Raw genomic sequence first — 25,738 nt, 5'->3', positions numbered from 1 at the left:
GATAATATAAGTTAAAATTTAGTTAACGCAAGTTTAAAACTTGATGGAGTGAGCAAAATAGAAAAAGAGTGAAAACCGGGATGAGGGATACCCCGGTTGGCAGGATTAGACGTTAAAAGGGGAGGTGTTATCCAGCACAGCCTGAATTACGTTCAGCGCGCCCTGATGGTTATTGTCGTCGGTCTGATAGCGAGCAATCGCTTTGATATTCTCTGCCGCGTTGGCCATGGCGAAAGAGTAGTGCGCCATTTTCAGCATTTCCGCGTCGTTTCCGCTATCGCCAATGGCGACTACGTTTTGCGGTGACAGGTTCCAGCGTTTAAGCAGGCGGCTGATCCCGTTGGCTTTATGTAAGCCCGGAATGATCAGATCGATAAACCCGAAGCCGCTGGTGACGGGCTTCATAATGCCGTCCAGCGCAGCATGCAGGTGATCGATAACCAATGGGATTTGTTGGTCCGGTAAATTTAGCGAGAACTTGAACAGCACATCATCGATATCCTGATAATCCTTTACGGGTTTCAGGCGATGGTAGTGTTTTGACATCAATGCGACAAAGGACTCCGGCGCATTTTCGCTAACGTAAGCGCTTTGCAGCCCACAAGCCACAAAGTTGAGCTGCTTATCTTTTAGTAGTTCACCAATAACAATGCGTGATTCGTGACGGGTGAGCTCGCCGTGAAACAGCTGCTTGCCATGCTCATAAACCAGCGCGCCATTCTCAGCGACAAACGATATTTCGTCTTTAAGCTCCGGGAAAAAGGAGATCAACTGGTAATACTGGTTGCCGCTGGCCACGACAAATTCGATATTTCGTTTTTTCAGTTCCTGATACTGCGCCATAAAACGTGCACGATCGTATTTCTTGGCGTCGTCGAGAAAAGTTCCGTCCATATCGGTGACGATAACTTTGATGGTCATAAAGATAGGCTCCTGGCGATTACTGCAACCAGAAACATTCTAATAACAATGTGACCTGTAGCACAAATTTAATTTCGAATGAAAGTAAAAAGCCGGGTGGTAGCTTCGCCTTACCCGGCTACGGGGAGAATCGTTGTAGGCCGGATAAGCGTCAGCGCATCCGGCAATGGGGAGGTTAGCGTGCCGGATGGCGGTGTGGAATCTCATCCGGCCGGCAATATTGTTTACAGCATATGCTCAGTACGCGCGATGATGTCGTCTTGCGCATCCGGAGAAAGCGCAGTGAAGAAGGCGGAATAGCCTGCGACACGCACCACCAGGTCACGATATTGATCCGGGTGTTTTTTGGCTTCCAGCAGCGTTTCACGGGAGACAATGTTGTACTGAATATGCCAGCCTTTGTGCTCTTCGAAGAAGGTACGCAGCAGGATCATCAGCTTTTGCTTATCGGATTCATTTTCCAGCGTGGCCGGGTTGAGCTTCTGATTTAACAGCACGCCGCCGAGAATCGAACCGGTCGGCAGTTTACCCACCGAACCAATTACCGCCGTTGGGCCGAGATGGTCCGTACCGGAAGCCGGGCTTGCGCCTTCTGCCAGCGGAGTGTGTGCTTTACGGCCATCCGGCGTTGCCATCGTTGCTGCGCCGAACGGCACGTTTGCCGAAATAGACGAGGTCCCGGCGTAGTAATTGCCGCCAACCGGGCCACGTCCGTAACGCGGATTATGATACTGTTTCAGTTCATTGATATAGGTCTGATAAGCGCGGGCCAGTAGCGTATCAACGCTATCGTCATCGTTGCCGTATTTCGGCGCGCCGTTGATCAGTCGTTGGCGTAACTGCTCATGGGTCAGACCGTCAAAATCATCGGCCAGCGCAGCGGCCAGCTGTTGTTGACCAATAGCGCCCTGTTCAAAGACCAGTTTCTTCACTGCTGCCAGGCTGTTACCGAGGTTGGCAATACCCACCTGCAAACCCGATACCCAGTCATACTTCGCGCCGCCTTGCTTAATGCTTTTCGCCCGTTCAATGCAGTCGTCTACCAGCGCGGAACACAGAATATCGTGCACGTTCTCTTCCAGCATGGTGTCGACGACATACTCAATTTCTATGGATTTACGCGTGTAGTAGCGGATCTGCGTATCCCAGGCATCCATCACTTCGTCGAAATTGTTGAAGTTACCAGCCGAGAGCGCTTTTTCCTGTGGCAGAAAGACTTTGCCACTGGTGGCATCGCGCCCACCTTCCAGTGCCGCCAGCATCACGCGGGCAAAGTTAATAAAGCTCATGCCGGTGCAACGGTAGCCCCATTTCCCGCCGACTGCGGTTTCGATACACCCAATGGCCGCATAGTCATAGGCATCCTGCGGTTCAATGCCCAACTTAATGAATTCCGGTATGACGATTTCATCGTTGTTAAAGGCAGGCATCCCGAAGCCGCAGCGGATCACCTGCACGCAGGCATCAAGGAAGTCATTACTCATCCCCGCGTGATAACGCACGCTCAGGTTTGGCTGAGTAGAACGCAGACGGCCGCAGGACTCCAGAATCGCGTAGGAGAGCGGGTTGACGGCATCCATCGGCTGGCCGTTGACCAGGTTTTGACCACCAATGGTCACGTTCTGATACAGCGGGCTACCCGCTGAGGCCTTCGAATGGGAGCCGGAACGGATTTTGTTCACTTCCAGCAGTTTCAGCCAGCAGCTGTGCAACAGTTCAATAGCGTGCTCACGATCCAGACTCTGGTTCAACTCGACGTCGCGACGATAGAACGGGTAGAGGTATTGATCCATACGACCAAACGACACCGAGTGACCGTTTGATTCAATTTGCAGGATCAGCTGGATGAAATAGCACAACTGCAATGCCTGCCAGAACGTTTTTGGCGGCTCATGGGCGATCACATCGCAGTTTTCCGCCATGGTCAGCAGTTCATCTCGACGGCTGGTGCGGGTTTCCGTGGACGCCATTTTACGCGCCAGCGCGGCAAAGCGCTCAATGTGAAGGCTGACGGCTTCCAGCACGATATCAATCGCTTTCAGGAACTGATCGCCATGGAGGTCTTCCAGACATGTCAGATTGATGCGGGAGCGACGTTCATCGACTTTGTGACGCAGGCCGTCGAGACCTTTTTCCAGCAGCAGCGGGAAGTTTACCGCCAGGTGTGCGTCGCCGGAGGTCATGTTACCTTCGGCTTTGATAATGCCGGTTTCCAGCAGCCCTTTCTGCTCATCAGTGAACATCCCGTAGCAGCGATCCTGCACGGTCTGACCACGCCACCATGGGCACACCTCATGCAATACACGTTTGTTCTCTTCGCTTACCGCAAAGCCTGCGCCCGGTCTGTCGGCGAGGTCGTCGATCTCTTTTTCAATCCAGGAGACGGTGTATTCCGGGAAAATAGGCGCGGCACGCACTTCGCTTGCCTGGTTACCAATGATCAGTTCGTCATGTTTGATCCAGATGGTGCGTTCCGCCAGATGATGAGCTAGTGCCAGTGCACGACGTACCGGGATAGGCTTATCCAGGTGTTGCTGATACATCTCGGTATAGTGCTGGGCGCGCTCGGTACAAACCGGTGGTTTCACGATGTGGATCAGGGCCGTTTTATGCGCTTTGATACGGTCGCTGAGTGTGTCCAGTTTCAGAGTGGTCATGGCGATTATCCTCGTAGGGTCGCGGTTAAACCTTTAAGGCTGGCGTACTGCTGGGCAAATTCGAGCAGTGCTGGCGCATCAAGCGGTTTATCCGGTGCGTTGTAGGGTTGACTGAGTAAGTGGTATTTGTTGATGCCCAGGGTGTGGTAGGGCAAGAAATGGATCTCACCGACGTGAAGCTCATCTGCGGCAAAATCGGTAATGGCCTGAATAGCGGCTTCGTCTGCGTTGAATCCCTGAATCAGCGGTACGCGGATAATCATTTTTTTACCGGCGGCAGCCAGTTTTTTTAGATTTTCCAGTACGCGAGAGGCACTGCCATCGGTCCATTGTTTAAACGGCGCATCTGCAACGTGTTTTAGATCTGCCAGAAACAGATCGACGTCAGGTAATGATGGTTCAATATACTTCCACGGGACATGCAAACAGGTTTCCACCGCGGTATGAATGCCTGCGTCGTGGCTGGCTTTGAGCAAAGCAGCTGCCAGCTCTGGCTGCATAAACGGTTCACCGCCGGACAGGGTGAGGCCTCCGCCACTGCGGTCGTAAAACGGTTTATCTCGCAATACGGTGGCCATGATATCGTCCACGCTTTTTACCTCTCCGCAGACGGTTAACGCCTGAGTCGGACAGCAGTCGGTCAGTACGGTGAGTGCGTCATCGGTCAGTTTTTCGCGATGAATAAGTAATCCGCCCAGCGCCCGTTCAATCACCGCGGGTGCAGCCTGAGCACAGAGATCGCAACCGTCGAGGCACAAACGCGCGTCATAAAGCAGGTCCTGCGTGCGGGCGCGGCTTTCCGGATTCTGGCACCACCGACAGCCCAGGGAGCATCCCTTAAGGAACACCACGGTACGAATACCGGGGCCATCATGCGTGGAGTAGCGCTGGATATTGAAAATCATAAGCGACCTCTTTTCTTTCGTATAAAGATTAAATTACTTTCGAATGAAAGTTATATTGACATGCGTCAACTAACAGTGAGGTTTCGCCGTGCTACCTTTTATTCATGCTAATTATTCGTTTGAGGAAAGGTTATGGAACTCTATTTAGATACGTCTGATGTTGATGCGGTAAAAGCTCTGGCGCGCATTTTCCCGCTGGCAGGGGTGACCACTAACCCGAGCATTGTGGCGGCAGGGAACCAGACGCTGGAAGTACTACTGCCGCAACTGCAGGAAGCGATGGGAGGGCAAGGGCGTCTGTTTGCTCAGGTGATGGCGACCACCGCCGAAGGGATGGTCAGCGATGCGCGTAAGCTGCGGGCAATCATTGCTGATATCGTGGTCAAAGTGCCGGTGACAGCAGAAGGTCTGGCGGCTATAAAATTGCTGAAAGAAGAAGGGATCCCGACGTTGGGTACTGCGGTATACGGTGCAGCTCAAGGGTTATTGGCTGCTCTGGCGGGTGCGGAATACGTTGCGCCATACGTTAACCGCGTGGATGCGCAAGGAGGGGATGGCATTCAGACGGTGACCGACCTGCAGACGTTACTGAAAATGCATGCCCCGCACGCCAAAGTACTGGCAGCCAGTTTTAAAACACCGCGTCAGGCGCTGGATTGTCTGCTGGCGGGCTGCGAGTCCATCACGCTACCGCTGGACGTTGCTCAGCAGATGATTAGCTCTCCGGCGGTTGATGCTGCCGTCGCGAAGTTTGAGCACGACTGGCAGAGTGCATTTGGACGCACGTCGATCTGATGCTGTTGCCGGGTGGTGCTAACGCTTACCCGGCCTACGTTCGAGCCGTTGTAGGTCGGGTAAGGCGAAGCCGCCACCCGACTTTTTTACTGCCCGCAAACCTCACACCCCGGGTTGCGCATCAGCTTCATTTCGCGAAACTGGCAGGTCATGGCATCGTACATGACGATTTTTCCGGATGCCGGTTTACCGTAGTTTGCCAGTAGCTTAATGGCTTCCATCGCCTGTAACGATCCGATCACGCCGATCAGCGGGGCCATCACTCCGGCTTCTACGCAGGTCAGGGCATTTTCACCGAACAGACGACTCAGGCAACGGTAGCAGGGCTCACCGTCCTGGTATGTAAATACGGTAATTTGTCCTTCCATGCGAATAGCTGCACCGGAAACCAGCGGGACTCTGGCGGCAAAACATCCGGCATTCAACTGATTGCGGATGCTGACGTTATCCGTACAGTCCAGCACCAAATCGTGTTCGGCAATAAGCGCGTGAATCTCGCTATCGTCAAGCAGCGCATTCACCGGCGTAATGGCGATATAAGGGTTAATCCGCGCTAGCGCGTCACGGGCGGATAGCACTTTGGGTTGCCCGACGGTTGCATCGCTGTGCAGCGTCTGGCGTTGGAGGTTCGACACGGAGACCGTGTCAAAGTCGAGCAGGGTTAAATGCCCGACGCCAGCGCCCGCAAGGTACTGGGTTGCTGCGCATCCCAGCCCCCCCAGACCAACGACCAGTACCCGCGCATCTTTGAGCGCTTCCTGACCTTCGAAATCGAAGCCGCGCAGAATGATTTGCCGGTTATAGCGCATCATCTCCTGGTCGCTGAGTTCCGCCATTACAGGCCTCCAAACAGTGCGTTAAACGGCTCGACCTCAACCCATTCTCCGGCCTCAACGTTACCGCGATCGCGCTCCAGCACGATAAAGCAGTTGCCCTGGCTAAAGGAGCTAAAAATATGCGAGCCCTGGTGTCCGGTAGTGGTGACTTCCAGTTCGCCTTCCGCGGTACGCTGCAATACACCGCGCTGAAAATCCAGACGCCCTGGCGTTTTCTTCAGGCGTGAGGCGGTGCGCACGCGCTGGCGCGCAGGCAACCCACAGGCGGTGTTTCCGCTGAGTTTCGCCAGCAGCGGTTGCACCAGCTGATAAAAGGTGAGGGCCGCAGAAACCGGATTACCCGGCAGGCCGCAAAACCAGCTGTTGCTCAGTTTACCAAACGCGAACGGTTTACCCGGTTTGATGGCCAGCTTCCAGAAGGCAATTTCTCCCAGCTCTTCCAGAATGGTTTTGGTGTAATCCGCTTCGCCTACCGAAACGCCGCCAGAGCTGATGACGACGTCGGCCTGGCTGTCGGCTTCGATAAATGCGGCTCGCAGCGCGTTGGGATCGTCGCGAATAATTCCTAAGTTGATCACTTCGCAGCCCAGCTGCTGCAGCATCAGGTGAACGGTCAGACGGTTTGTGTCATAAATCTGCCCGTCGCCCAGCGGTTGACCCGGCAGTTGCAGCTCATCACCGGTGGAGAACAACGCCACGCGAACTTTGCGAACGACCGGTACTTCGGCAATGCCGAGCGAGGCCAGAACAGGAAGCTCGGCGGTTGTCAGACGAGTTCCGGTAGGGAATACCACCGCGCCGTTTGCTATATCTTCACCGCGCAGACGAATATTTTGTCCGCTGCGGACCTCGGCGGTAAAACGCACACCGTCGTCAGTTTGTTCCGTTTGCTCCTGCATCACCACCGCTTCACAACCGGCAGGCACCGGGGCACCGGTCATAATGCGGATGCAGGTTCCCGCAGGCCACTCGCCGTGGAATGGTTGACCAGCAAAGGCTTTGCCAGCCACCGCAAGAGGCTGGTCTGATTGTAAATCGGCTAATCGCACCGCATAGCCATCCATTGCCGAGTTATCGAATCCCGGCACATCAATCGGGGAGATGACGTCGGTGGCCAGAATGCGGCCAAAGCATTGAACCAGCGGCAGCGTTTCGACGGCGGTGAGTGGGGTAATACGCGAAAGCATCTGAGAGAGAGCCGTTTCAAGCGGCATCAGTCCGGCGGTAAATTCCATGAGAAGACTCCTGCGGGGCAAAATCGAATCCGCTCATTATGTCAGAAAATGGACGCGGACAGTATGCTACCTCAGGCTTAGGATCCGATCTGAGACAGGTTTTCTGCCAGAGAATAGCGCTACAGGAAAAATGCAGTATAGACTCATTATTTCTGCTTTTTTCCAGGAGGCTAAATGGCTGCGACTATCCCGAATTCAATTCGACAACAGGTGAATGCCGCCAGTGCACTTATTGCGCGGATTATAGAGGGCGACCTGGTTGCTGTTCATTTGTATGGCTCTGCTGTTGAAGGTGGCTTAAAGCCCCAAAGCGATATCGATTTACTGGTTACCATTAGGCAGCCACTGAATACCCGGCAAAGAAAAGATCTGATGCAGGGTTTTCTGGAAATATCAGCACCGCCTGGCAGCGTTGATAGCTATCGGGCGCTGGAAGTGACCATTGTGGTCTATTCACAACTTGTGCCGTGGCGATTCCCACCGTCAAGAGAAATGCAATTTGGCGAATGGTTGCGTGACGATATTCGCGCGGGAATTGTTGAACCGAGACAGGTGGATCCTGATCTTTCGATCCTGCTGACCCAGGCCCGGCGCGCCAGCGTAGCGTTGTTCGGTGAACCCGCTGAGACGTTTTTCAACGTCATCCCTTTTAGCGATGTCGTGCAAACGTTTCGGCATATCCTTGATATGTGGCAGAAACCGGGCGATTTAGAGGGTGACGAGCGAAATATCATCCTTACTCTGGCGCGTATTTGGTACAGCGTAGTTACGGGCAATATTGTCGCTAAAGATGAAGCTGCCTCTTGGCTTATACCGCAATTACCCGATGAGTATGCTGATACGCTGCAAGCCGCACGTGCGGAATACCTGGGGTTAACCAAAAAGAACTGGGCTGCGTCTATGCCATCTGTTGAACGCTTTGTGTTTTATGCAAAAAAACAGATTGCCGATCGGCTTGAATAATATATTCAACGATGTTGGAAGATACTCTTTCTGTTTAACTCATCTAAATAACCTGATGGGATGGGGCGTGAGGTACGGGCCTTTACCTTTACATGACGTCTGCATCTTTCTATATTCAAAAATCGAATCAATAAGTCACAGAAATTCTGATATTTATAACCCCGGTACCTGCCACCTGATGGACGAAAAAAATGGGTAAAGCAGTCATTGCAATTCACGGCGGCGCAGGGGCTATCACCCGTTCGCAGCTGAGCCAGGAGCAAGAGTTGCGTTATATACAGGCGCTGTCGGATATCGTTGAAACCGGCCAGCGGATGCTTGAAGACGGTCGTAGCGCACTGGATGTGGTGACCGAAGCCGTGCGCTTACTGGAAGAGTGTCCGTTGTTTAATGCCGGAATTGGCGCGGTGTATACCCGTGATGAAACCCATGAACTGGATGCCTGCGTGATGGACGGTAACACGCTTAATGCGGGAGCCGTCGCAGGAGTCAGCCATTTACGCAATCCGATTCTCGCGGCGCGCCTGGTAATGGAACACAGCCCACACGTCATGATGATAGGTGAAGGGGCTGAAAACTTTGCCATTGCGCAGGGTATGGAGCGCGTATCAGCGGATATTTTCTCGACGCCAGAACGCTATGCTCAACTACTGGCGGCGCGAACAGCGGGTGAAACGGTACTGGACCATAGCGCGAGCCCGCTGGATGAAAACAACAAAATGGGTACCGTGGGGGCGGTCGCGTTAGATATGTTTGGCAATCTGGCGGCCGCAACATCGACCGGGGGGATGACCAACAAATTACCTGGGCGGGTGGGTGACAGTCCGTTGGTCGGCGCAGGCTGTTATGCCAATAACGCAAGTGTGGCAGTCTCCTGCACCGGAACCGGGGAAGTCTTTATTCGTGCGCTGGCGGCCTATGACATTGCGGCGTTGATGGACTATGGCGGCCTGAGTTTATCCGAAGCGTGTGAACGCGTAGTGATGGAAAAATTACCGGCGCTTGGCGGCAGTGGCGGTTTAATTGCTATCGATCATGAGGGCAATGTCGCCTTGCCGTTTAATAGCGAAGGCATGTACCGCGCCTGGGGATATGCAGGCGATACGCCAACCACCGGTATTTATCGGGAAAAAGGAGATAGCGTTGCCACACAGTGATGAGCTTGATGCCAGCGACGTGCTGGCAGTCAGCAATCTGAATATTGCCTTTGAACAGGAACAGCAACGTGTCAGCGCAGTGCGTAATCTGTCATTTCGCCTGAAGCGTGGCGAAACGCTGGCGATTGTTGGTGAGTCCGGTTCAGGAAAGTCGGTAACGGCCTTGTCGCTGATGCATCTGATTGAACAAGCAGGCGGCGAGGTAAGCTGCGATGAAATGCTGCTGCGACGCCGCAACCGGCAGGTTATTGAGCTGGGTGAACAGAGCGCATCACAAATGCGTCACGTGCGCGGTGCGGATATCGCGATGATCTTCCAGGAGCCTATGACATCGCTCAATCCGGTGTTTACCGTGGGCGAGCAAATTGCTGAGTCTATACGCTTGCACCAGGGCGCCAGCCATGAAGAGGCGATGGTAGAAGCGAAGCGGATGCTCGATCAGGTGCGTATCCCCGAGGCGAAGGCGATTTTATCGCGTTATCCACACCAGCTTTCCGGCGGTATGCGCCAGCGGGTGATGATTGCCATGGCACTGTCGTGTCGCCCTGCGGTTTTAATTGCCGATGAGCCGACGACCGCGCTGGATGTCACCATTCAGGCGCAGATCCTGCAACTGATAAAAGTGTTGCAGCAGGATATGTCGATGGGAGTGATCTTCATTACCCACGATATGGGCGTTGTGGCGGATATTGCTGACCGCGTGCTGGTGATGTATCAGGGCGAGGCGGTAGAAACCGGCAGCGTTGAACAAATTTTTCACGCTCCCCAGCATCCCTATACCAAAGCGCTGTTGGCAGCCGTGCCGCAGCTTGGGGCGATGAACGGGCATGAGCTTCCGCGCCGTTTCCCGCTCATTTCATTGCACGATCCCAGTCATGTCGAACCGCAAACCGAGCAGGACACCGTGGTTGAAGGCGAGCCTATCCTACGGGTACGCAATCTGGTGACGCGTTTTCCTCTGCGCAGCGGTATTCTAAATCGCGTGACTCGCGAGGTGCATGCAGTGGAAAACGTCAGCTTTGACCTGTGGCCGGGAGAAACGCTCTCACTGGTGGGGGAGTCGGGCTGCGGGAAATCCACCACCGGGCGGGCGCTGCTGCGCCTGGTTGAGTCTCAGCGTGGGGAAATCATTTTCAACGGACAGCGTATTGATACCCTTGCTGCCAGCAAGTTGCAGCCGCTGCGTCGGGATATTCAGTTTATCTTCCAGGATCCGTATGCTTCGCTCGATCCGCGCCAGACCGTGGGATATTCCATTCTGGAGCCGCTACGGGTACATGGGTTATTGCAGGGCGATGCGGGGTCAAAACGGGTTGCATGGTTGTTGGAACGTGTAGGCTTGCTACCTGAGCATGCCTGGCGCTATCCGCACGAGTTTTCCGGCGGTCAGCGTCAGCGTATCTGTATTGCACGGGCATTGGCGCTCAATCCCAAAGTGATTATTGCCGATGAATCTGTCTCGGCGCTGGATGTTTCAATTCGTGGGCAAATCATCAACCTGATGCTCGACCTGCAGCGAGAATTGGGGATCGCATATCTGTTTATTTCCCACGATATGGCGGTAGTGGAACGGATCAGTCACCGTGTGGCGGTAATGTATCTGGGGCAGATCGTTGAGATAGGCACTCGTCGGGCGGTGTTTGAAAATCCGCAACATCCGTACACTCGCAAGCTGATGGCGGCGGTTCCGGTCGCCGATCCATCCCATCACCGTCCCCAGCGCGTGCTGTTGTCGGACGATATCCCCAGCAATATTCGTAAACGTGGCGAAGAGATTTCCCCCGTATCACTCCAGTTAGTTGGTCCGGGGCATTATGTTGCGCGTCCGCTACCAGAAAATGCGCTTTCGCGTTTATAACAGGCAGGCAGGGTTTAAGGAGAATAACATGACAAAAATTGTTGCTCGAAAATGGCTGGTTGCTGTGGGAGTGGTCTCTGCACTGGCCGCATCGCCTGGCTGGGCCGCCAAAGATGTAGTGGTAGCCGTGGGGTCCAATTTCACGACGCTCGACCCCTATGACGCGAATGACACGTTGTCGCAGGCGGTAGCGAAGTCGTTTTATCAGGGGTTGTTTGGCCTTGATAAAGAGATGAAACTGAAAAATGTGCTCGCGGAGAGTTATACGGTTTCTGATGATGGGCTGACCTATACCCTTAAGCTGCGCCAGGGCGTGAAGTTTCAGGATGGAACCGACTTCAATGCCGATGCGGTAAAAGCTAACCTCGATCGGGCCAGTAACCCGGAAAACCATCTGAAACGTTACAACCTGTATAAGAATATCGATAAAACCGAAGTCGTCGATCCGTCGACGGTGAAGATTACGCTGAAACAGCCGTTCTCTGCCTTTATCAATATTCTGGCGCACCCGGCAACGGCGATGATTTCTCCCGCCGCGCTGGAGAAATACGGTAAGGAGATCGGTTTCCATCCTGTGGGGACCGGGCCGTACCAGCTTGATACCTGGAATCAGACGGATTTTGTGAAGGTTAAGAAGTTCGCGGGCTACTGGCAGCAAGGGCTGCCAAAGCTGGATACGATTACCTGGCGTCCGGTGACCGACAACAACACGCGTGCGGCCATGCTGCAAACTGGGGAAGCGCAGTTTGCCTTCCCGATCCCATACGAGCAGGCGTCGCTGTTGGCGAAGAACAAAAACCTGGAACTGGTGGCCAGTCCGTCTATTATGCAGCGTTACATCAGCATGAACGTCACGCAAAAACCGTTCGACAACCCGAAGGTGCGTGAAGCGCTGAATTATGCCATCAACCGCCAGGCGCTGGTGAAAGTGGCTTTTGCTGGTTACGCAACGCCGGCAACCGGCGTTCTCCCCCCGTCGATAGCCTATGCACAAAGCTATACGCCATGGCCATACGACCCGGCGAAAGCGCGCGAACTGCTGAAAGAAGCAGGTTATCCGAACGGCTTTACCACTACGCTATGGTCATCGCATAACCACAGTACCGCGCAGAAAGTGCTGCAATTTACCCAGCAGCAGCTGGCGCAGGTGGGCATTAAGGCTCAGGTTACAGCGATGGATGCCGGTCAGCGCGCCGCGGAAGTTGAAGGGAAAGCGCAGAAAGAGAGCGGGGTACGGATGTTCTACACCGGCTGGTCTGCTTCTACGGGCGAAGCTGACTGGGCGCTGTCACCGCTGTTTGCATCACAAAACTGGCCGCCGACACTCTTTAATACGGCGTTCTACAGCAATAAACAGGTGGACAGTGATTTAGCGGCAGCCTTGCTAACTAACGATCCGGCGCAGAAAGCGAAGCTGTACAAAGACGCGCAGGATATTATCTGGAAAGAGTCGCCGTGGATCCCGCTGGTGGTGGAAAAACTGATTTCGGCGCACAGTACCCGGTTGACCGGGTTCTGGATTATGCCGGATACCGGATTTAGTTTTGATGATGCGGATTTAAAATAAGCTATGCATTCGGCCCCTTAGCACAGGGGCCGACGAAGGGAGCCTGATGCTTAACTATGTTTTCAAGCGCCTGCTGGGGTTGATTCCAACTCTGTTGATTGTTGCGGTGCTGGTATTTTTATTTGTTCACCTGCTACCCGGCGATCCGGCCCGGCTGATTGCCGGACCGGAAGCTGACGCCGAGGTTATTGAACTGGTGCGCAAGCAGCTGGGTCTGGACCAGCCGCTGCATGTTCAGTTCTGGCATTACATGACCAACGTGTTGCAAGGCGATTTTGGCACCTCGATGGTTTCTCGTCGCCCGGTATCTGAAGAGATAGCCAGTCGTTTTATGCCATCACTATGGCTGACTATTGCCAGTATGGCGTGGGCGGTATTGTTTGGTATGACGGCGGGGATCATTGCTGCCGTATGGCGCAATCGTTGGCCGGACAGATTAAGCATGACGCTGGCGGTCACCGGGATCTCGTTCCCGGCGTTTGCGCTTGGCATGCTGCTGATGCAGATATTCTCCGTTGAGCTCGGTTGGTTGCCTACCGTGGGCGCAGACACCTGGCTGCACTACATCCTCCCGTCTATTACGCTGGGCGCGGCGGTGGCTGCGGTGTTAGCCCGATTTACTCGCGCCTCGTTTGTTGATGTGCTTAGCGAAGATTATATGCGCACCGCGCGGGCTAAAGGGGTGAGTGAAACCTGGGTGGTGTTAAAACATGGTCTGCGTAATGCGATGATCCCGGTGGTCACCATGATGGGACTACAGTTTGGCTTTTTGCTTGGTGGATCAATCGTGGTTGAGAAGGTGTTCAACTGGCCCGGGCTTGGGCGACTGTTGGTGGACTCCGTCGAAATGCGCGACTACCCGGTGATTCAGGCCGAGGTACTGTTGTTTTCTCTGGAATTTATTCTTATTAACTTAGTGGTGGATGTGCTCTACGCTGCCATTAATCCGGCTATCAGGTACAAGTAAGGATGCGATTTTTTAACTGGCGCCGACAGGCGATTTTAAATGCGATGCCCCTTGTTAAGCCAGAGCAGATACGCACACCGTGGCATGAGTTCTGGCGTCGGTTCCGTCGACAGCACATGGCGATGGTCGCTGGGCTGTTTGTATTGCTCCTGATCGTGGTAGCGATTTTTGCCCGCTGGCTGACGCCATTTGATGCCGAGAATTACTTCGATTATGACCGTTTGAATGATGGGCCGTCGATGCTGCACTGGTTTGGCGTTGACTCACTGGGACGGGATATCTTTAGCCGCGTGCTGGTTGGTGCGCAAATCTCGCTGGCGGCAGGAGTCTTTGCCGTATTTATTGGCGCGGCGATTGGTACGGTACTGGGGCTGCTGGCGGGATACTACGAAGGCTGGTGGGATCGACTGATCATGCGAATCTGCGATGTGCTGTTCGCCTTTCCGGGGATATTGCTGGCGATAGCCGTGGTCGCCGTGCTGGGCAGCGGTATTGCTAACGTGATCATTGCCGTAGCCATTTTCTCCATTCCAGCCTTCGCGCGCCTGGTGCGTGGGAATACGCTGGTGCTGAAGCAACAGACGTTTATTGAGTCTGCGCGCAGTATTGGTGCCAGCGATGCGACCATCATCTTCAACCATATTCTGCCTGGAACGGTCTCATCGATCGTGGTCTTTTTTACCATGCGAATTGGCACGTCGATCATCTCTGCCGCAAGCCTGTCATTTCTGGGATTAGGCGCACAGCCGCCGACGCCGGAGTGGGGGGCAATGCTTAATGAAGCGCGCGCTGATATGGTGATCGCGCCGCACGTGGCGATTTTCCCGGCGGTAGCGATATTCCTGACGGTGCTGGCGTTTAACTTACTGGGAGATGGTCTGCGCGACGCGCTGGACCCGAAGATAAAAGGATAAACCGTAGGCCTGATAAGACGCTTCAGCGTCGCCATCAGGCATTGCCGGATGCGGCATAAATGCCTTATCCGGCCTACGTTGGGTTACGCTAATTAAACGCGGGTGCCCCACAGATCGTATTCATCTGCGTTTTCGACCTTCACGCGGATGATATCGCCAGGTTTCACCTTGGTTTCACCATTCAGGTATACCGCGCCGTCGATTTCTGGAGCATCAGCCATGCTACGACCAATTGCGCCTTCTTCGTCAACTTCATCAACGATAACCAGAATCTCGCGGCCCACTTTCTCCTGCAAACGTTCAGCAGAGATCTGCTGCTGCAATTGCATAAAGCGGTTCCAGCGTTCTTCTTTCACCTCTTCCGGGATTTGATCCGGCAGGTCATTAGCGCCAGCGCCTTCTACCGGGCTGTATTTAAAGCAGCCCACGCGATCCAGACGCGCTTCCTTCAGGAAGTCGAGTAACATCTGGAAGTCTTCTTCCGTTTCACCCGGGAAACCAACAATGAAAGTGGATCGCAACGTCAGTTCAGGGCAGATTTCACGCCACTGCTTGATGCGCGCCAGCTGTCTGTCCACGGAGCCCGGGCGTTTCATCAGTTTAAGAATACGCGGGCTGGCATGCTGTAACGGGATGTCCAGATACGGCAGGATTTTGCCTTCCGCCATCAGCGGGATCACATCATCAACGTGCGGGTAAGGGTAGACGTAATGCAGACGCGTCCAGATCCCCAGTTTTGATAACTGTTCGCACAGATCAACCATGCTGGTTTTGACCGGCTCGCCGTTATGGAAACCGGTACGATGCTTCACATCTACACCGTACGCAGAGGTATCCTGAGAGATTACCAGAATCTCTTTCACGCCCGCATCGACCAGACGCTTGGCTTCGCTAAGGACGTCGCCAATCGGACGGCTCACCAGATCGCCGCGCATGGATGGAATAATGCAGAACGTGCAGCGGTGGTTACAGCCCTCGGAAATCTTCAGATAGGCGTAATGGCGAGGAGTCAGCTTAACGCCCTGCTCAGGAACCAGACTCTGGAACGGGTTGTGTTTTGGTTTTGGCACATAGTGGTGAACGTGCTCCAGAACCTGTTCATAGCTATGCGGCCCGGTGATTTCCAGTACCTTCGGGTGGACTTCACGGATCTGATCGACTTTCGCGCCCAGACAGCCGGTGACGATCACCTTACCGTTCTCGTTCAGCGCTTCGCCAATTGCTTCCAGGGACTCCTGAACCGCACTGTCGATAAAGCCGCAGGTATTAACGATAACCATATCCGCGTCGTCGTAGCTTGGCACAACATCATAGCCTTCGGTACGAAGTTCGGTCAGGATGCGCTCAGAATCGACGAGGTTTTTCGGACAACCTAGTGATATAAAACCAATTTTTGCCATTTTCTTATACTGTACATTGCTCGTAATCGGGGGATTATACAGATGCCTTCACGGTACATCTATATCTGATCAGCATAAGACGGAGAGAATAAAGAGCGATACCTATAAAGAGTAGATCGGTCAGTGAAAGGTGTTTAGTGAGTCTAATTCCGGCTTTAAGTGCCGCTTCTTGGCTATAGACAGTCATTATCGTAAATTTTATCTCGTCGAGCGTTACTAATGAGGTTAAATTTGAAAGATATTGTTTTGAAGTCGAAACTTGAAATGGCTAAAACTCTTTATGCTAATGGTGTGAGTTTATATTATATCTCACTTGCCACAGGCTTAAGTTGGCGTGTATTAATGACAGAATTAACGTTCATCGCCAGTCATGAAAATATTCGACAAAAAGCTAACGCTCACGTACCCAAACTTTAAATAATTCACCTGTCTATTACCATCCTACAAAATTTGAAAGGTAACGTTAATATGTATATTTCGCCACTTCCGGTCGCCACGGACTCTGATGTTGATAAACTTAGAGATGATATTGCTAATAAACTTTTATTCACTATTGGCAAAGATCCCGCAATCGCCACGAAACGGGAGTGGCTTAATGCGACGTTATATGCGGTACGCGATCGGATGGTCGAGCGCTGGCACCGTTCTAATCGGGCGCAATTCTCTCAGGATGCGCGCCAGGTATATTATCTGTCGATGGAATTTTTAATTGGTCGTACGCTATCCAATGCATTGCTCTCTTTAGGTATTTATGACGAAGTCAGAAGCGCGCTGGAGGCAATGGGGCTTGAACTGGAAGAACTGATTGACGAAGAAAACGATCCCGGATTAGGTAATGGTGGTCTCGGTCGTCTGGCGGCCTGCTTCCTTGATTCACTGGCGACGCTTGGGTTGCCGGGATGTGGATACGGTATTCGTTATAACTACGGTATGTTCAAACAAAATATCGTTAACGGTGTACAAAAAGAGTCGCTCGATTATTGGCTGGAATACGGTAATCCCTGGGAGTTTAAACGTCATAATACGCATTATAAAGTACGTTTTGGCGGGCGTGTTCAACAGGAAGGGAATAAAACCCGCTGGCTTGAAACCGAGGATATTCTGGCCGTGGCACATGATCAAATTATTTCAGGTTATGCGACGGACACGACTAATACGTTACGCTTGTGGAACGTGCAGGTGAATAGCGAAGTTAATGCGGGCAAACTGAATCAGCAGGCCGACTTTGCTACTGAAGTGGAAAACAAATACCACTTCGATCGTATCTCGCGGGTTTTGTACCCTGATGATTCCACCGATGCGGGGCGTGAATTGCGTTTACGCCAGGCCTATTTCCTGGCCTCGGCGACGATCCAGGATATTCTGAGTCGTCATTATCAGTTGCACAAAACATACGACAATCTGGCCGATAAAATTGCGATTCACCTTAATGATACGCATCCGGTACTGGCGATCCCTGAGTTGATGCGTTTATTGGTTGATCATCATCAGTTTAGCTGGGATAACGCGTTTGACGTGACCTGTCAGATTTTTTCTTATACCAACCATACGTTGATGAGTGAGGCGCTGGAGACCTGGCCAGTAGAAATGCTAAGTCGAATTTTGCCGCGCCATTTGCAGATTATTTTTGAGATTAACGATCGTTTTCTGAAGACATTACAGGAACGTTATCGTAATGACAGCGATCTACTAAAACGTGTGTCGTTAATTGATGAGTCCAATGGTCGTGTGGTGCGTATGGCCTGGCTGGCGGTAGTTGTCAGTCATAAGGTAAACGGCGTGTCGGCATTGCACTCAAAACTGATGACCGAATCACTGTTTGCAGACTTCGCGCGTATATTTCCCTTGCGTTTCACCAACGTAACCAATGGTGTGACTGCGCGTCGTTGGTTGGCGCTGGCGAATCCACCGCTTGCCAAAGTGCTGGACGAAAATATCGGTGACAGCTGGCGGACTAAATTAATGCAGTTGGGCGAGCTGAAGCAGTTTATAGATTATCCGTCGGTGAATGAAGCAGTGCATCGTGCGAAACGTAAAAATAAGCAGCGGCTGGCGCACCATATTGCCACCCACTATGGCGTGGTGGTGAATCCTGATGCGCTGTTTGATGTGCAGGTGAAACGCATCCACGAGTACAAGCGGCAACTCATGAATGTGCTCCACGTTATTACACGCTATAACCGGATTAAAGCCGCGCCGGATGCCAACTGGGTACCGCGAGTGAATATCTTTGCCGGAAAAGCAGCCTCCTCTTATCACATGGCAAAACAAATTATTCGCTTGATTAACGATGTGGCGCAGTTAGTCAATAACGATCCGCAGATCGGCGGCAAACTGAAAGTAGTATTTATTCCGGATTACAGCGTCAGTCTCGCTCAGCTAATTATTCCGGCAGCCGATCTGTCAGAGCAAATTTCCCTGGCCGGGACGGAAGCCTCCGGGACCAGCAATATGAAATTCGGTATGAATGGTGCGCTCACTATCGGTACGCTCGACGGTGCGAATATCGAAATGCGCGAATACGTTGGGGAAGATAACATCTTTATCTTTGGCAATACGGCTAATCAGGTTGAAACTCTGCGACGTGATGGCTATGACCCGAGGCACATCTTTGAAAAGGATGAGGAACTTCATCAGGTGCTGACGCAAATCGGTACAGGGGTGTTCAGTCCGCAGGAGCCAGGGCGTTATAGAGACGTGTTGGATTCATTGATTAACTTCGGCGACTACTATCAGGTATTGGCAGATTATCGCAGCTATGTAGATTGTCAGGATGCGGTGGATGAGTTGTATCGTACTCCCCGGGAGTGGACGACAAAAACCATGCATAATATTGCTAACATGGGGTATTTCTCGTCGGACAGAACGGTTCAGGAATATGCCGACCATATCTGGCGCATAGCAAAAATACGCGTGTAGCCAGTATTTCTAACGCTCAGCCTCTCTGGTTTTCATAACAGGGAGGCTGTTTGCAAATCAGCCAGAATAGGTGAGAGGATTTTGTGGGTATTGCTTTCTTTGCGCGATGAGGCAAACACGCTAAATTGTGGCAAGGGAAACGGAGTGTTTATTTTTTTTAGTCCATACAGCTGAGCGTGTGTTTCAAATACCTTTTCCGGGATCACCCCTAAACAATGGGTATTGGACACAATCGTCAGAATCGCCGTAAACGATGAGGTAAGCAGGCAGCGTTCTCCGGTTCTGAATTTTTTATCCACAATACTGCGATGATAAATGATTTTCTCATTCTTAGTATTGTAACCGACCAGGTTAGCGTTTCTGAATTGCGCTTCACTGATGGTGTTACCATATAAAGAATTATTCTGCGAGGCCGCCAGTACCAGGCGCATATCGCATATTTTCTGGCATGAAAGACTTGCTGACTCTACGGCAAAGGTAGAAAAAACAGCATCTGCCTGACGCATATTCAGCAGTTCAATAATACTCTGTTCATTCAGGTCGGCGGTAAGGTGCAGGAGGCTGATATCGGCGTCAGTCTCGATTATTCTGGCGGTGACATCTGGAATAACGATAGGGGAAATAAAAGATTCCGTATAAAGCGTTAACCTTTTTTTGGCGGCAGGCGTGGAAAGCGGCATCAGCGTTGATAGCTTATCGATAATTGGGATTGTATTATCATACAGTTCATCAGAATAGACTGTCGGTAACAGGGCATTCCCGCTACGGACAAAAAGATTATCACCCATCATTTCGCGCAGTTTTCTTAATGACTGGCTGACGGCGGAAGGTGAGATGTTCAGCATGTCAGCGACTCTGGAAATGCTACCCACGCTATAGATCAAACAGAAAATGGTCAGCAGATTGAGATCTATTTTTGATAGTGTGCGTATTTTTTCTGCATCATTTGCTTTCGACATAGACCCCTCATCATCAACACCATGGCAGTAACCACATCAGGTATAGCAAAAAAAGTCAGGCGAGTCAGACACAGAGCGCCTTCGATAAGCGTAAAGAATGAAGTTGTAACATTGTAAATTATGTTAATCAATTGGGCTTTATTGATGTAGGACATCTATTTGTTCAAAAAACAACCATACTATTAAGTTGCACCATAGTTGGAAAGAGGAGGAACAAAGTATGGTTGTTGACAGACTGAGAACCGATCTTCTCAACAAATTGATAAACGCCCGTATCGAACTTGCCGCTTATCTGCAGTTGAGAAAAGCGAAAGGCTACATGTCAGTTAGCGAGAGCGATCGCCTGCGTGATGTTTTTTTTGCACTGAATCGTGAATTACACGAGCAATCACAGCTTCACGGTATGCATCTTGATCAGGAAGAGTGGAATGCCCTTCATCGTGCTGAAGGGGCGTTAGCCGCCGCTGCTGTTTGTCTTATGAGTGGACATCACGATTGTCCAACGTTTATCGCCGTTAACGCAGAGAAACTGGAAAACTGCCTGACAACGCTGACGCTAAGTATCCAGAGTTTGCAATCTTACCCAACGCTGGAACACGTCTGAATCAGGGGGAGGGCGCTCCCCCTTTTCGTCAAGGTTATGTAAATGTAGCGGGATAATTCCCCTTGCTGGCTACGCTTTATGCAGAGCCATTAAGGAGGTGTTATGCGTCGACTCTTTCTCTGTGCTATTCCACTTGCGCTATTTTCCACTTATGCCGCCGCGGTAAAAGTGGAAGTGCTGCAAACTAAACTCGATCACCCATGGTCACTGGCTTTTTTACCCGATAACCGCGGTATGCTCATTACGCTCAAAGGTGGACAGCTTCGACTCTGGCAGCCTGATAAAGGGCTTTCCGACCCGCTGACCGGCGTACCCAAAGTTTGGGCAAATGGTCAGGGAGGACTGCTTGATGTGGCGTTAGCACCGGATTTTGCACAATCTCGCCGGGTATGGCTAAGCTTCGCTGAAGCCGACCGCGAAGGCAAAGCGGGCACCGCGGTAGGCTACGGGCGATTGAGTGACGATCTCAAACATCTGCAAGGATTTCAGACCGTTTTTCGCCAACAGCCAAAGCTTTCCACCGGGAACCATTTTGGTGGACGTCTGGTATTTGATGGTAACGGTTATCTGTTTATTGGCCTGGGGGAGAATAATCAACGCGCTACCGCCCAGGACCTGGATAAATTGCAGGGCAAATTAGTCCGACTGACCGACGAGGGAAAAATTCCGCCGGATAATCCGTTTGTGAACATGGCGGGAGCGCGGGCAGAGATTTGGTCGTATGGCATCCGCAACCCGCAGGGGATGGCGATGAATCCGTGGAGTGATGTGCTGTGGCTCAATGAGCATGGTCCACGCGGAGGCGATGAAATCAATATCCCCGAGAAAGGGAAAAACTACGGCTGGCCTATCGCGACCTGGGGTGTTAACTACAGTGGTTTGAAAATTCCCGAAGCAAAAGGTCAAATTGTTGCTGGCACGGAACAACCCATCTTTTACTGGGAAAAGTCGCCGGCGGTTAGTGGTATGGCTTTTTACAATAGCGATACCTTCCCGCAGTGGCGGCAGAAGTTGTTCATCGGCGCGTTGAAAGATAAAGAAGTGATCGTGCTGAGCATTAAGGGGAATACGGTCACTGAGGATGGTCGTCTGTTGCAGGAAAGGGGGCAGCGGATCCGTGATGTGCGCGTCGGACCAGACGGTTATTTGTACGTGTTAACCGACGAGTCCGACGGGGAATTACTGAAAGTGAGTCCCTGATTTGGTTAGCTGACCGGGATCATCACGATTTTTTGAAACGCCGGTCGCTCGGTCAGTTGTTGATACCAGCGTTCCAGATGCGGGCGCGGGGTCCAGCTCAGACCAACGTTGAACAGGTTATAGATGAACGGTGCAACAGCGATATCCGCCGTGCCAAATTCAGCCCCGGAGAACCATGGCTGGTCTGCCAGCGCGTTATCCAGAATGGCAAACAGGTTATCGCAAACTTGCTTACTTGCCTCAATGGCCGCCATATCGCGCTGATCGGCAGGTGTTCTGACCAGACCAAATAAGATAACCCGATGCGCAGGGCTTAGCGTCTGATTTGCCCAGTCCATCCATTTTTCACCGACTGCGCGCGCGGCCGGGGCGTCAATCCACAAACGTTTTTGTCCGTACTGAGCGGCCAGATAGCGGACAATGGTATTGGATTCCCACAGAACAACGTCTGTTTCATCATCGCGTAGCAGCGGGACCAGTCCGTTCGGGTTCAGTGCCAGATAGTCGGCATCGCGGTTACCGCCATGCTGCCCGCCCGCCAGAATTTGGTTATACGGCAGTTCCAGTTCCTCGAGCGTCCACAATACTTTTTTTACGTTGGTCGAGTTATTGCGACCCCACAGTGTAATCATAGTAACCCCGCAAATTAATTGAGCAGCTTTATGGCTGCAGATGCCATCTGACTAGCTCACATGGTGGGGTAAACCTAATATTTACGCAACAAAGTCTAAAAAAATCGTGCCAGGAGCAGCGCACCGCGGCGTTATTGCATAAACTTTAAAAACTTTACCAACTTACGGTTTCTTTAAGCTCGTTAGTGCGTTATTACTCACCGCACTTATTTTACACGTCATCCATCAGACTTTTTCTGCATGGGTTGGTCGAGGTCGCTTGGCCGGTTTTGTGTAAACACGGTGTGGTATGACGTGGTTTTTTGGAATGGATACTCGGGTGGCATTTATGACGCAATACTTCTCTTCACTTCGCAGCTTTGCTGCAGGTTCTGCACTCTTAATCCTTTTGGCGCCGACCGTACAGGCGGCGGAGCAACCGACGGCCCCGCCGAGCGTGGACGCGCGTGCGTGGATTCTGATGGATTACGCCAGTGGTAAGGTGCTGGCGGAAGGTAATGCTGATGAGAAACTGGATCCTGCCAGTCTGACCAAAATCATGACCAGCTATGTGGTTGGGCAGGCGCTGAAGGCCGGAAAAATTAACCTCAACGACATGGTCACCGTGGGCAAAGACGCCTGGGCGACCGGTAATCCAGCCCTGCGCGGTTCGTCGGTCATGTTCCTCAAGCCCGGCGATCAGGTCGCGGTATCCGATCTGAATAAAGGCGTTATCATTCAGTCAGGTAACGATGCCTGTATTGCACTCGCTGATTACGTTGCCGGTAGCCAGGAATCCTTTATTGGTCTGATGAACGGCTATGCGAAAAAACTGGGGCTGACCAACACGACTTTCCAGACGGTACACGGCCTGGATGCGGCAGGACAGTTCAGTACCGCGCGTGATATGGCGTTGCTCGGGAAGGCGTTAATCCACGATGTGCCGGAAGAGTACGCTATTCACAAAGAGAAAGAATTTACCTTCAATAAAATACGTCAACCGAACCGCAACCGTCTGTTGTGGAGCACCAACCTGAACGTGGACGGTATGAAAACCGGGACCACTGCCGGGGCGGGATACAACCTGGTGGCCTCTGCGACCCAGGGCGATATGCGCCTGATCTCCGTGGTGCTGGGAGCAAAAACCGACCGCATTCGTTTCAATGAGTCAGAAAAACTGCTGACCTGGGGTTTCCGTTTCTTTGAAACCGTTACGCCGATCAAGCCGGATGCGACTTTCGTCACCCAGCGCGTCTGGTTTGGCGATAAGAGTGAAGTGAATTTGGGTGCCGGAGAAGGGGGTTCTGTGACCATTCCGCGTGGCCAGCTCAAAAACCTGAAGGCCAGCTTTACCCTGACTGAACCACAGCTAACTGCACCGCTGAAGAAAGGTCAGGTTGTGGGCACTATCGACTTCCAGTTGAACGGAAAATCCATTGAGCAGCGTCCGTTGATGGTGATGGAAGATGTGGAAGAGGGTGGTTTCTTTAGCCGCATGTGGGACTTTGTGATGATGAAATTCCACCAGTGGTTTGGTGGTTGGTTCTCTTAATCTTATCTATTGCCGGATGGCGCAATCGCCGTCCGGCAATATCTGTTAGTACTTCAGCGTGATACGTTGCGCTTTAGCGTACTCAACAAACTCATCGTCAGGGCGGTTATCACTGATGATGGTATCAAAGCGTTTCAATTCCCCCATCCTCGCAGGTCGCACCTTGCCAAACTTGCTGTGATCGACCACCAGCACGTGATGCTGCGCCATCGACATCGCCCAGTGCTTCACCGGCAGTTCTTCCAGATTAAAACAGGTCGCGCCTTTTTCGATGTGAACACCTGCTGCGGAATAAAAGGCGATATCCGGACAGAGGTTGTTCAGCGTTTCCTGGAAATCGAGCGGTTTAAAAATCGCGTTACTGGCATGGAATTCACCACCACACAGAATGACGCGGCACTGCGGTTTTTCCTGCAGCACCAGAAACGTATTCAACGAGTAGCAGATTGCAGTGAAGGGCAGTTCATTGTCGATCGCTTCAATGATCCACGGCGTGGTCGTACCGCAATCGAAAAAGATGGTCTGATGCGCCTGCACGAGACTCGCCGCCTGCTGGGCAGCGCGACGCTTTTCATCAACCAGACGGGATTTTTGATCGCTGATTAAATAGTGGTTAGCGCTGCGGGGTTCCAGAACAATATAGCCCCCGAGCAGCACGACGGGAGCATCATGATTATTCAGGTCGCGACGAATGGTCATCTCAGATACGCCCAGCAACGTCGCGGCTTCTTTGAGGTGTAATTTATCGCTGCGTTTCAGCGCCTGCAGTAATTGACCAATACGCTCGTCGCGTCGAGTTTCCATAATTCCCCTGGAGAATAGAATAAGTGCTCAGTTTCGCGCTTAATACTACTCTTTTTACCGCGGGTTAGTCACGTACCCAACCTTTACGGATGGGGAGAGCGAAGCAGGTGCGATAGCACGTCTGCAAGCCGAGGTACAAGGTTGTGCCGAACCGTTGCCAGATCATCTGGGCGCTCAGACAGCCGATCAACCCGGCCAGTAATCCACCCAGCATATCCATCGGCCAGTGAACGCCAAGGTAAACACGTGACCAGGCAATCGCCACGGCGACAACCATCAGCAGAGCACCCGTCCACAAGCGATGCCAGAACAGGAAGGCCAGAGCAAAGGTAAAGATAACCGTACCGTGGTCGCTCGGGAAAGAGTCATCTGCCGCATGGTGCAGGAAGTTATAGCCGATGTGGTTAACGAACGGACGATCGTGGGGGAAAAGATGCCCCATCAGCCAAGAAATCGTCAGACCGACTACCAACGCAATGGCCATTTTGATGACCAACTGGCGCTGGAGCGAAACCTGACCACGAGGTCCCCAAAGCCAGAGCACAACGGCTAACAGCGGCACAATGCTGATCAGATCTTTGGCAATGAAAATGGCGAGCGAAATTGCCCATTGCGCAGAGTCGGGTGTTGCATTGATCAGGTAAAAAAGCGAATTGTTCAGATTTTCCAGCATAACGTCCAGACTCAGTGTAATCGTTAAATAGACCCATTTGGGGAGAGCATAAAATTGCTTTCACGGGATAAAAAGCGGTCTTGTCTTATTTGCCTGTTAAATGACGATTTTTAAGACAATTAATGAGACTTATTGAGCATGATAGCGGTCTCAACTTAAATTAACCTTAAAGCAAAATGTTCTTGAGCAAATGAGTGTAAAAATGTGCGCATTTTGCTTTCAAATCACATAATTCACTATC

22 protein-coding genes are annotated in these 25,738 nt (G+C 52.0%); 12 read left to right on the top strand and 10 right to left on the bottom strand.

Annotated elements, in window-relative coordinates; all coding sequences use genetic code 11:
- Positions 1-105 precede the first annotated feature (105 nt).
- From OGX90_RS20595 to OGX90_RS20585, 3 genes are all read right to left on the bottom strand, one after another.
- Complete coding sequence (locus tag OGX90_RS20595) at positions 106-921, bottom strand: Cof-type HAD-IIB family hydrolase (RefSeq protein WP_213752075.1); 816 nt, start codon at positions 919-921, stop codon at positions 106-108.
- 224 nt (positions 922-1,145) lie between these two features.
- The gene (locus OGX90_RS20590; RefSeq protein ID WP_032942784.1) at positions 1,146-3,578 is read right to left on the bottom strand and encodes a glycyl radical protein; all 2,433 of its coding nucleotides are present in this window, start codon (positions 3,576-3,578) and stop codon (positions 1,146-1,148) included.
- Between the two features lie 5 nt (positions 3,579-3,583).
- On the bottom strand, positions 3,584-4,483 hold the full coding sequence (locus OGX90_RS20585; RefSeq protein ID WP_137377782.1) for a glycyl-radical enzyme activating protein: 900 nt from the start codon (positions 4,481-4,483) through the stop codon (positions 3,584-3,586).
- Positions 4,484-4,615: 132 nt separating this feature from the next.
- On the opposite strand from OGX90_RS20585, the gene fsa reads away from it, so the two are divergent.
- On the top strand, positions 4,616-5,278 hold the full coding sequence (fsa, locus tag OGX90_RS20580) for a fructose-6-phosphate aldolase (protein WP_003836983.1): 663 nt from the start codon (positions 4,616-4,618) through the stop codon (positions 5,276-5,278).
- An 86-nt stretch (positions 5,279-5,364) separates the two neighbouring features.
- Here the strand turns inward: fsa and moeB are convergent, their stop codons facing one another.
- Together moeB and moeA are read right to left on the bottom strand one after the other, a co-directional pair.
- Complete coding sequence (gene moeB, locus OGX90_RS20575; RefSeq protein ID WP_057067348.1) at positions 5,365-6,114, bottom strand: molybdopterin-synthase adenylyltransferase MoeB; 750 nt, start codon at positions 6,112-6,114, stop codon at positions 5,365-5,367.
- Positions 6,114-7,349, bottom strand: coding sequence for a molybdopterin molybdotransferase MoeA (gene moeA, locus OGX90_RS20570; protein ID WP_191226235.1), 1,236 nt, complete (start codon positions 7,347-7,349; stop codon positions 6,114-6,116). Before moeA ends, moeB begins: the two co-directional genes overlap by 1 nt.
- Before the next feature lie 174 nt (positions 7,350-7,523).
- Here moeA and OGX90_RS20565 point away from each other — a divergent pair, with 174 nt between their 5' ends.
- From OGX90_RS20565 to gsiD, 6 genes are all read left to right on the top strand, one after another.
- Positions 7,524-8,312, top strand: a complete 789-nt coding sequence (locus OGX90_RS20565) for an aminoglycoside adenylyltransferase family protein (RefSeq protein ID WP_286624615.1) — start codon at positions 7,524-7,526, stop codon at positions 8,310-8,312.
- A gap of 191 nt (positions 8,313-8,503) precedes the next feature.
- A complete protein-coding gene (gene iaaA, locus OGX90_RS20560; protein WP_003836974.1) occupies positions 8,504-9,469 on the top strand; it encodes a beta-aspartyl-peptidase in 966 nt (321 codons plus the stop codon).
- Complete coding sequence (gsiA, locus tag OGX90_RS20555; protein ID WP_057067350.1) at positions 9,456-11,327, top strand: glutathione ABC transporter ATP-binding protein GsiA; 1,872 nt, start codon at positions 9,456-9,458, stop codon at positions 11,325-11,327. The genes iaaA and gsiA overlap by 14 nt, the downstream gene beginning before the upstream one ends.
- A 28-nt stretch (positions 11,328-11,355) precedes the next feature.
- Positions 11,356-12,894, top strand: coding sequence for a glutathione ABC transporter substrate-binding protein GsiB (gene gsiB / locus OGX90_RS20550; protein ID WP_218659424.1), 1,539 nt, complete (start codon positions 11,356-11,358; stop codon positions 12,892-12,894).
- Between the two features lie 46 nt (positions 12,895-12,940).
- Entirely contained in the window at positions 12,941-13,861 is a 921-nt protein-coding gene (gene gsiC, locus OGX90_RS20545; protein WP_032942797.1) for a glutathione ABC transporter permease GsiC, read from the top strand.
- 2 nt (positions 13,862-13,863) lie between these two features.
- Positions 13,864-14,775: a glutathione ABC transporter permease GsiD gene (gene gsiD / locus OGX90_RS20540; protein WP_032942798.1), complete on the top strand. Its 912-nt coding sequence runs from the start codon at positions 13,864-13,866 to the stop codon at positions 14,773-14,775.
- A gap of 92 nt (positions 14,776-14,867) precedes the next feature.
- Here the strand turns inward: gsiD and rimO are convergent, their stop codons facing one another.
- Entirely contained in the window at positions 14,868-16,175 is a 1,308-nt protein-coding gene (gene rimO, locus OGX90_RS20535; protein ID WP_003831616.1) for a 30S ribosomal protein S12 methylthiotransferase RimO, read from the bottom strand.
- Between the two features lie 231 nt (positions 16,176-16,406).
- Between rimO and OGX90_RS20530 the strand changes: the two genes are divergently transcribed.
- Positions 16,407-16,592, top strand: a complete 186-nt coding sequence (locus OGX90_RS20530; RefSeq protein ID WP_223240755.1) for a glycine cleavage system protein T — start codon at positions 16,407-16,409, stop codon at positions 16,590-16,592.
- A gap of 51 nt (positions 16,593-16,643) precedes the next feature.
- On the top strand, positions 16,644-19,094 hold the full coding sequence (gene glgP, locus OGX90_RS20525; protein WP_286624613.1) for a glycogen phosphorylase: 2,451 nt from the start codon (positions 16,644-16,646) through the stop codon (positions 19,092-19,094).
- A 32-nt stretch (positions 19,095-19,126) separates the two neighbouring features.
- Here the strand turns inward: glgP and OGX90_RS20520 are convergent, their stop codons facing one another.
- Positions 19,127-20,053, bottom strand: a complete 927-nt coding sequence (locus OGX90_RS20520; RefSeq protein WP_032942801.1) for a LysR family transcriptional regulator — start codon at positions 20,051-20,053, stop codon at positions 19,127-19,129.
- Positions 20,054-20,273: 220 nt separating this feature from the next.
- On the opposite strand from OGX90_RS20520, the gene bssR reads away from it, so the two are divergent.
- Positions 20,274-20,657, top strand: a complete 384-nt coding sequence (gene bssR, locus OGX90_RS20515) for a biofilm formation regulator BssR (protein WP_008784229.1) — start codon at positions 20,274-20,276, stop codon at positions 20,655-20,657.
- Between the two features lie 102 nt (positions 20,658-20,759).
- On the top strand, positions 20,760-21,857 hold the full coding sequence (locus OGX90_RS20510) for a PQQ-dependent sugar dehydrogenase (RefSeq protein WP_128316662.1): 1,098 nt from the start codon (positions 20,760-20,762) through the stop codon (positions 21,855-21,857).
- Between the two features lie 5 nt (positions 21,858-21,862).
- Here the strand turns inward: OGX90_RS20510 and OGX90_RS20505 are convergent, their stop codons facing one another.
- On the bottom strand, positions 21,863-22,489 hold the full coding sequence (locus OGX90_RS20505; RefSeq protein WP_003831628.1) for a glutathione S-transferase family protein: 627 nt from the start codon (positions 22,487-22,489) through the stop codon (positions 21,863-21,865).
- A 328-nt stretch (positions 22,490-22,817) separates the two neighbouring features.
- On the opposite strand from OGX90_RS20505, the gene dacC reads away from it, so the two are divergent.
- Positions 22,818-24,020, top strand: a complete 1,203-nt coding sequence (gene dacC, locus OGX90_RS20500) for a serine-type D-Ala-D-Ala carboxypeptidase (RefSeq protein ID WP_020996521.1) — start codon at positions 22,818-22,820, stop codon at positions 24,018-24,020.
- A 45-nt stretch (positions 24,021-24,065) separates the two neighbouring features.
- On the opposite strand, the gene deoR is transcribed toward dacC, so the two are convergent.
- Together deoR and ybjG are read right to left on the bottom strand one after the other, a co-directional pair.
- The gene (gene deoR, locus OGX90_RS20495; RefSeq protein ID WP_048214595.1) at positions 24,066-24,824 is read right to left on the bottom strand and encodes a DNA-binding transcriptional repressor DeoR; all 759 of its coding nucleotides are present in this window, start codon (positions 24,822-24,824) and stop codon (positions 24,066-24,068) included.
- Positions 24,825-24,888: 64 nt separating this feature from the next.
- Entirely contained in the window at positions 24,889-25,497 is a 609-nt protein-coding gene (ybjG, locus tag OGX90_RS20490) for an undecaprenyl-diphosphate phosphatase (RefSeq protein WP_286624610.1), read from the bottom strand.
- Positions 25,498-25,738: the final 241 nt, after the last annotated feature.

The sequence above is a fragment of the Citrobacter sp. Cpo012 genome (assembly GCF_030333015.1).
Taxonomy (GTDB): domain Bacteria; phylum Pseudomonadota; class Gammaproteobacteria; order Enterobacterales; family Enterobacteriaceae; genus Citrobacter; species Citrobacter portucalensis.
The sequence above is the reverse complement of the archived record's forward strand: the minus strand, read 5'-3'. Positions and strand labels throughout refer to the sequence as shown.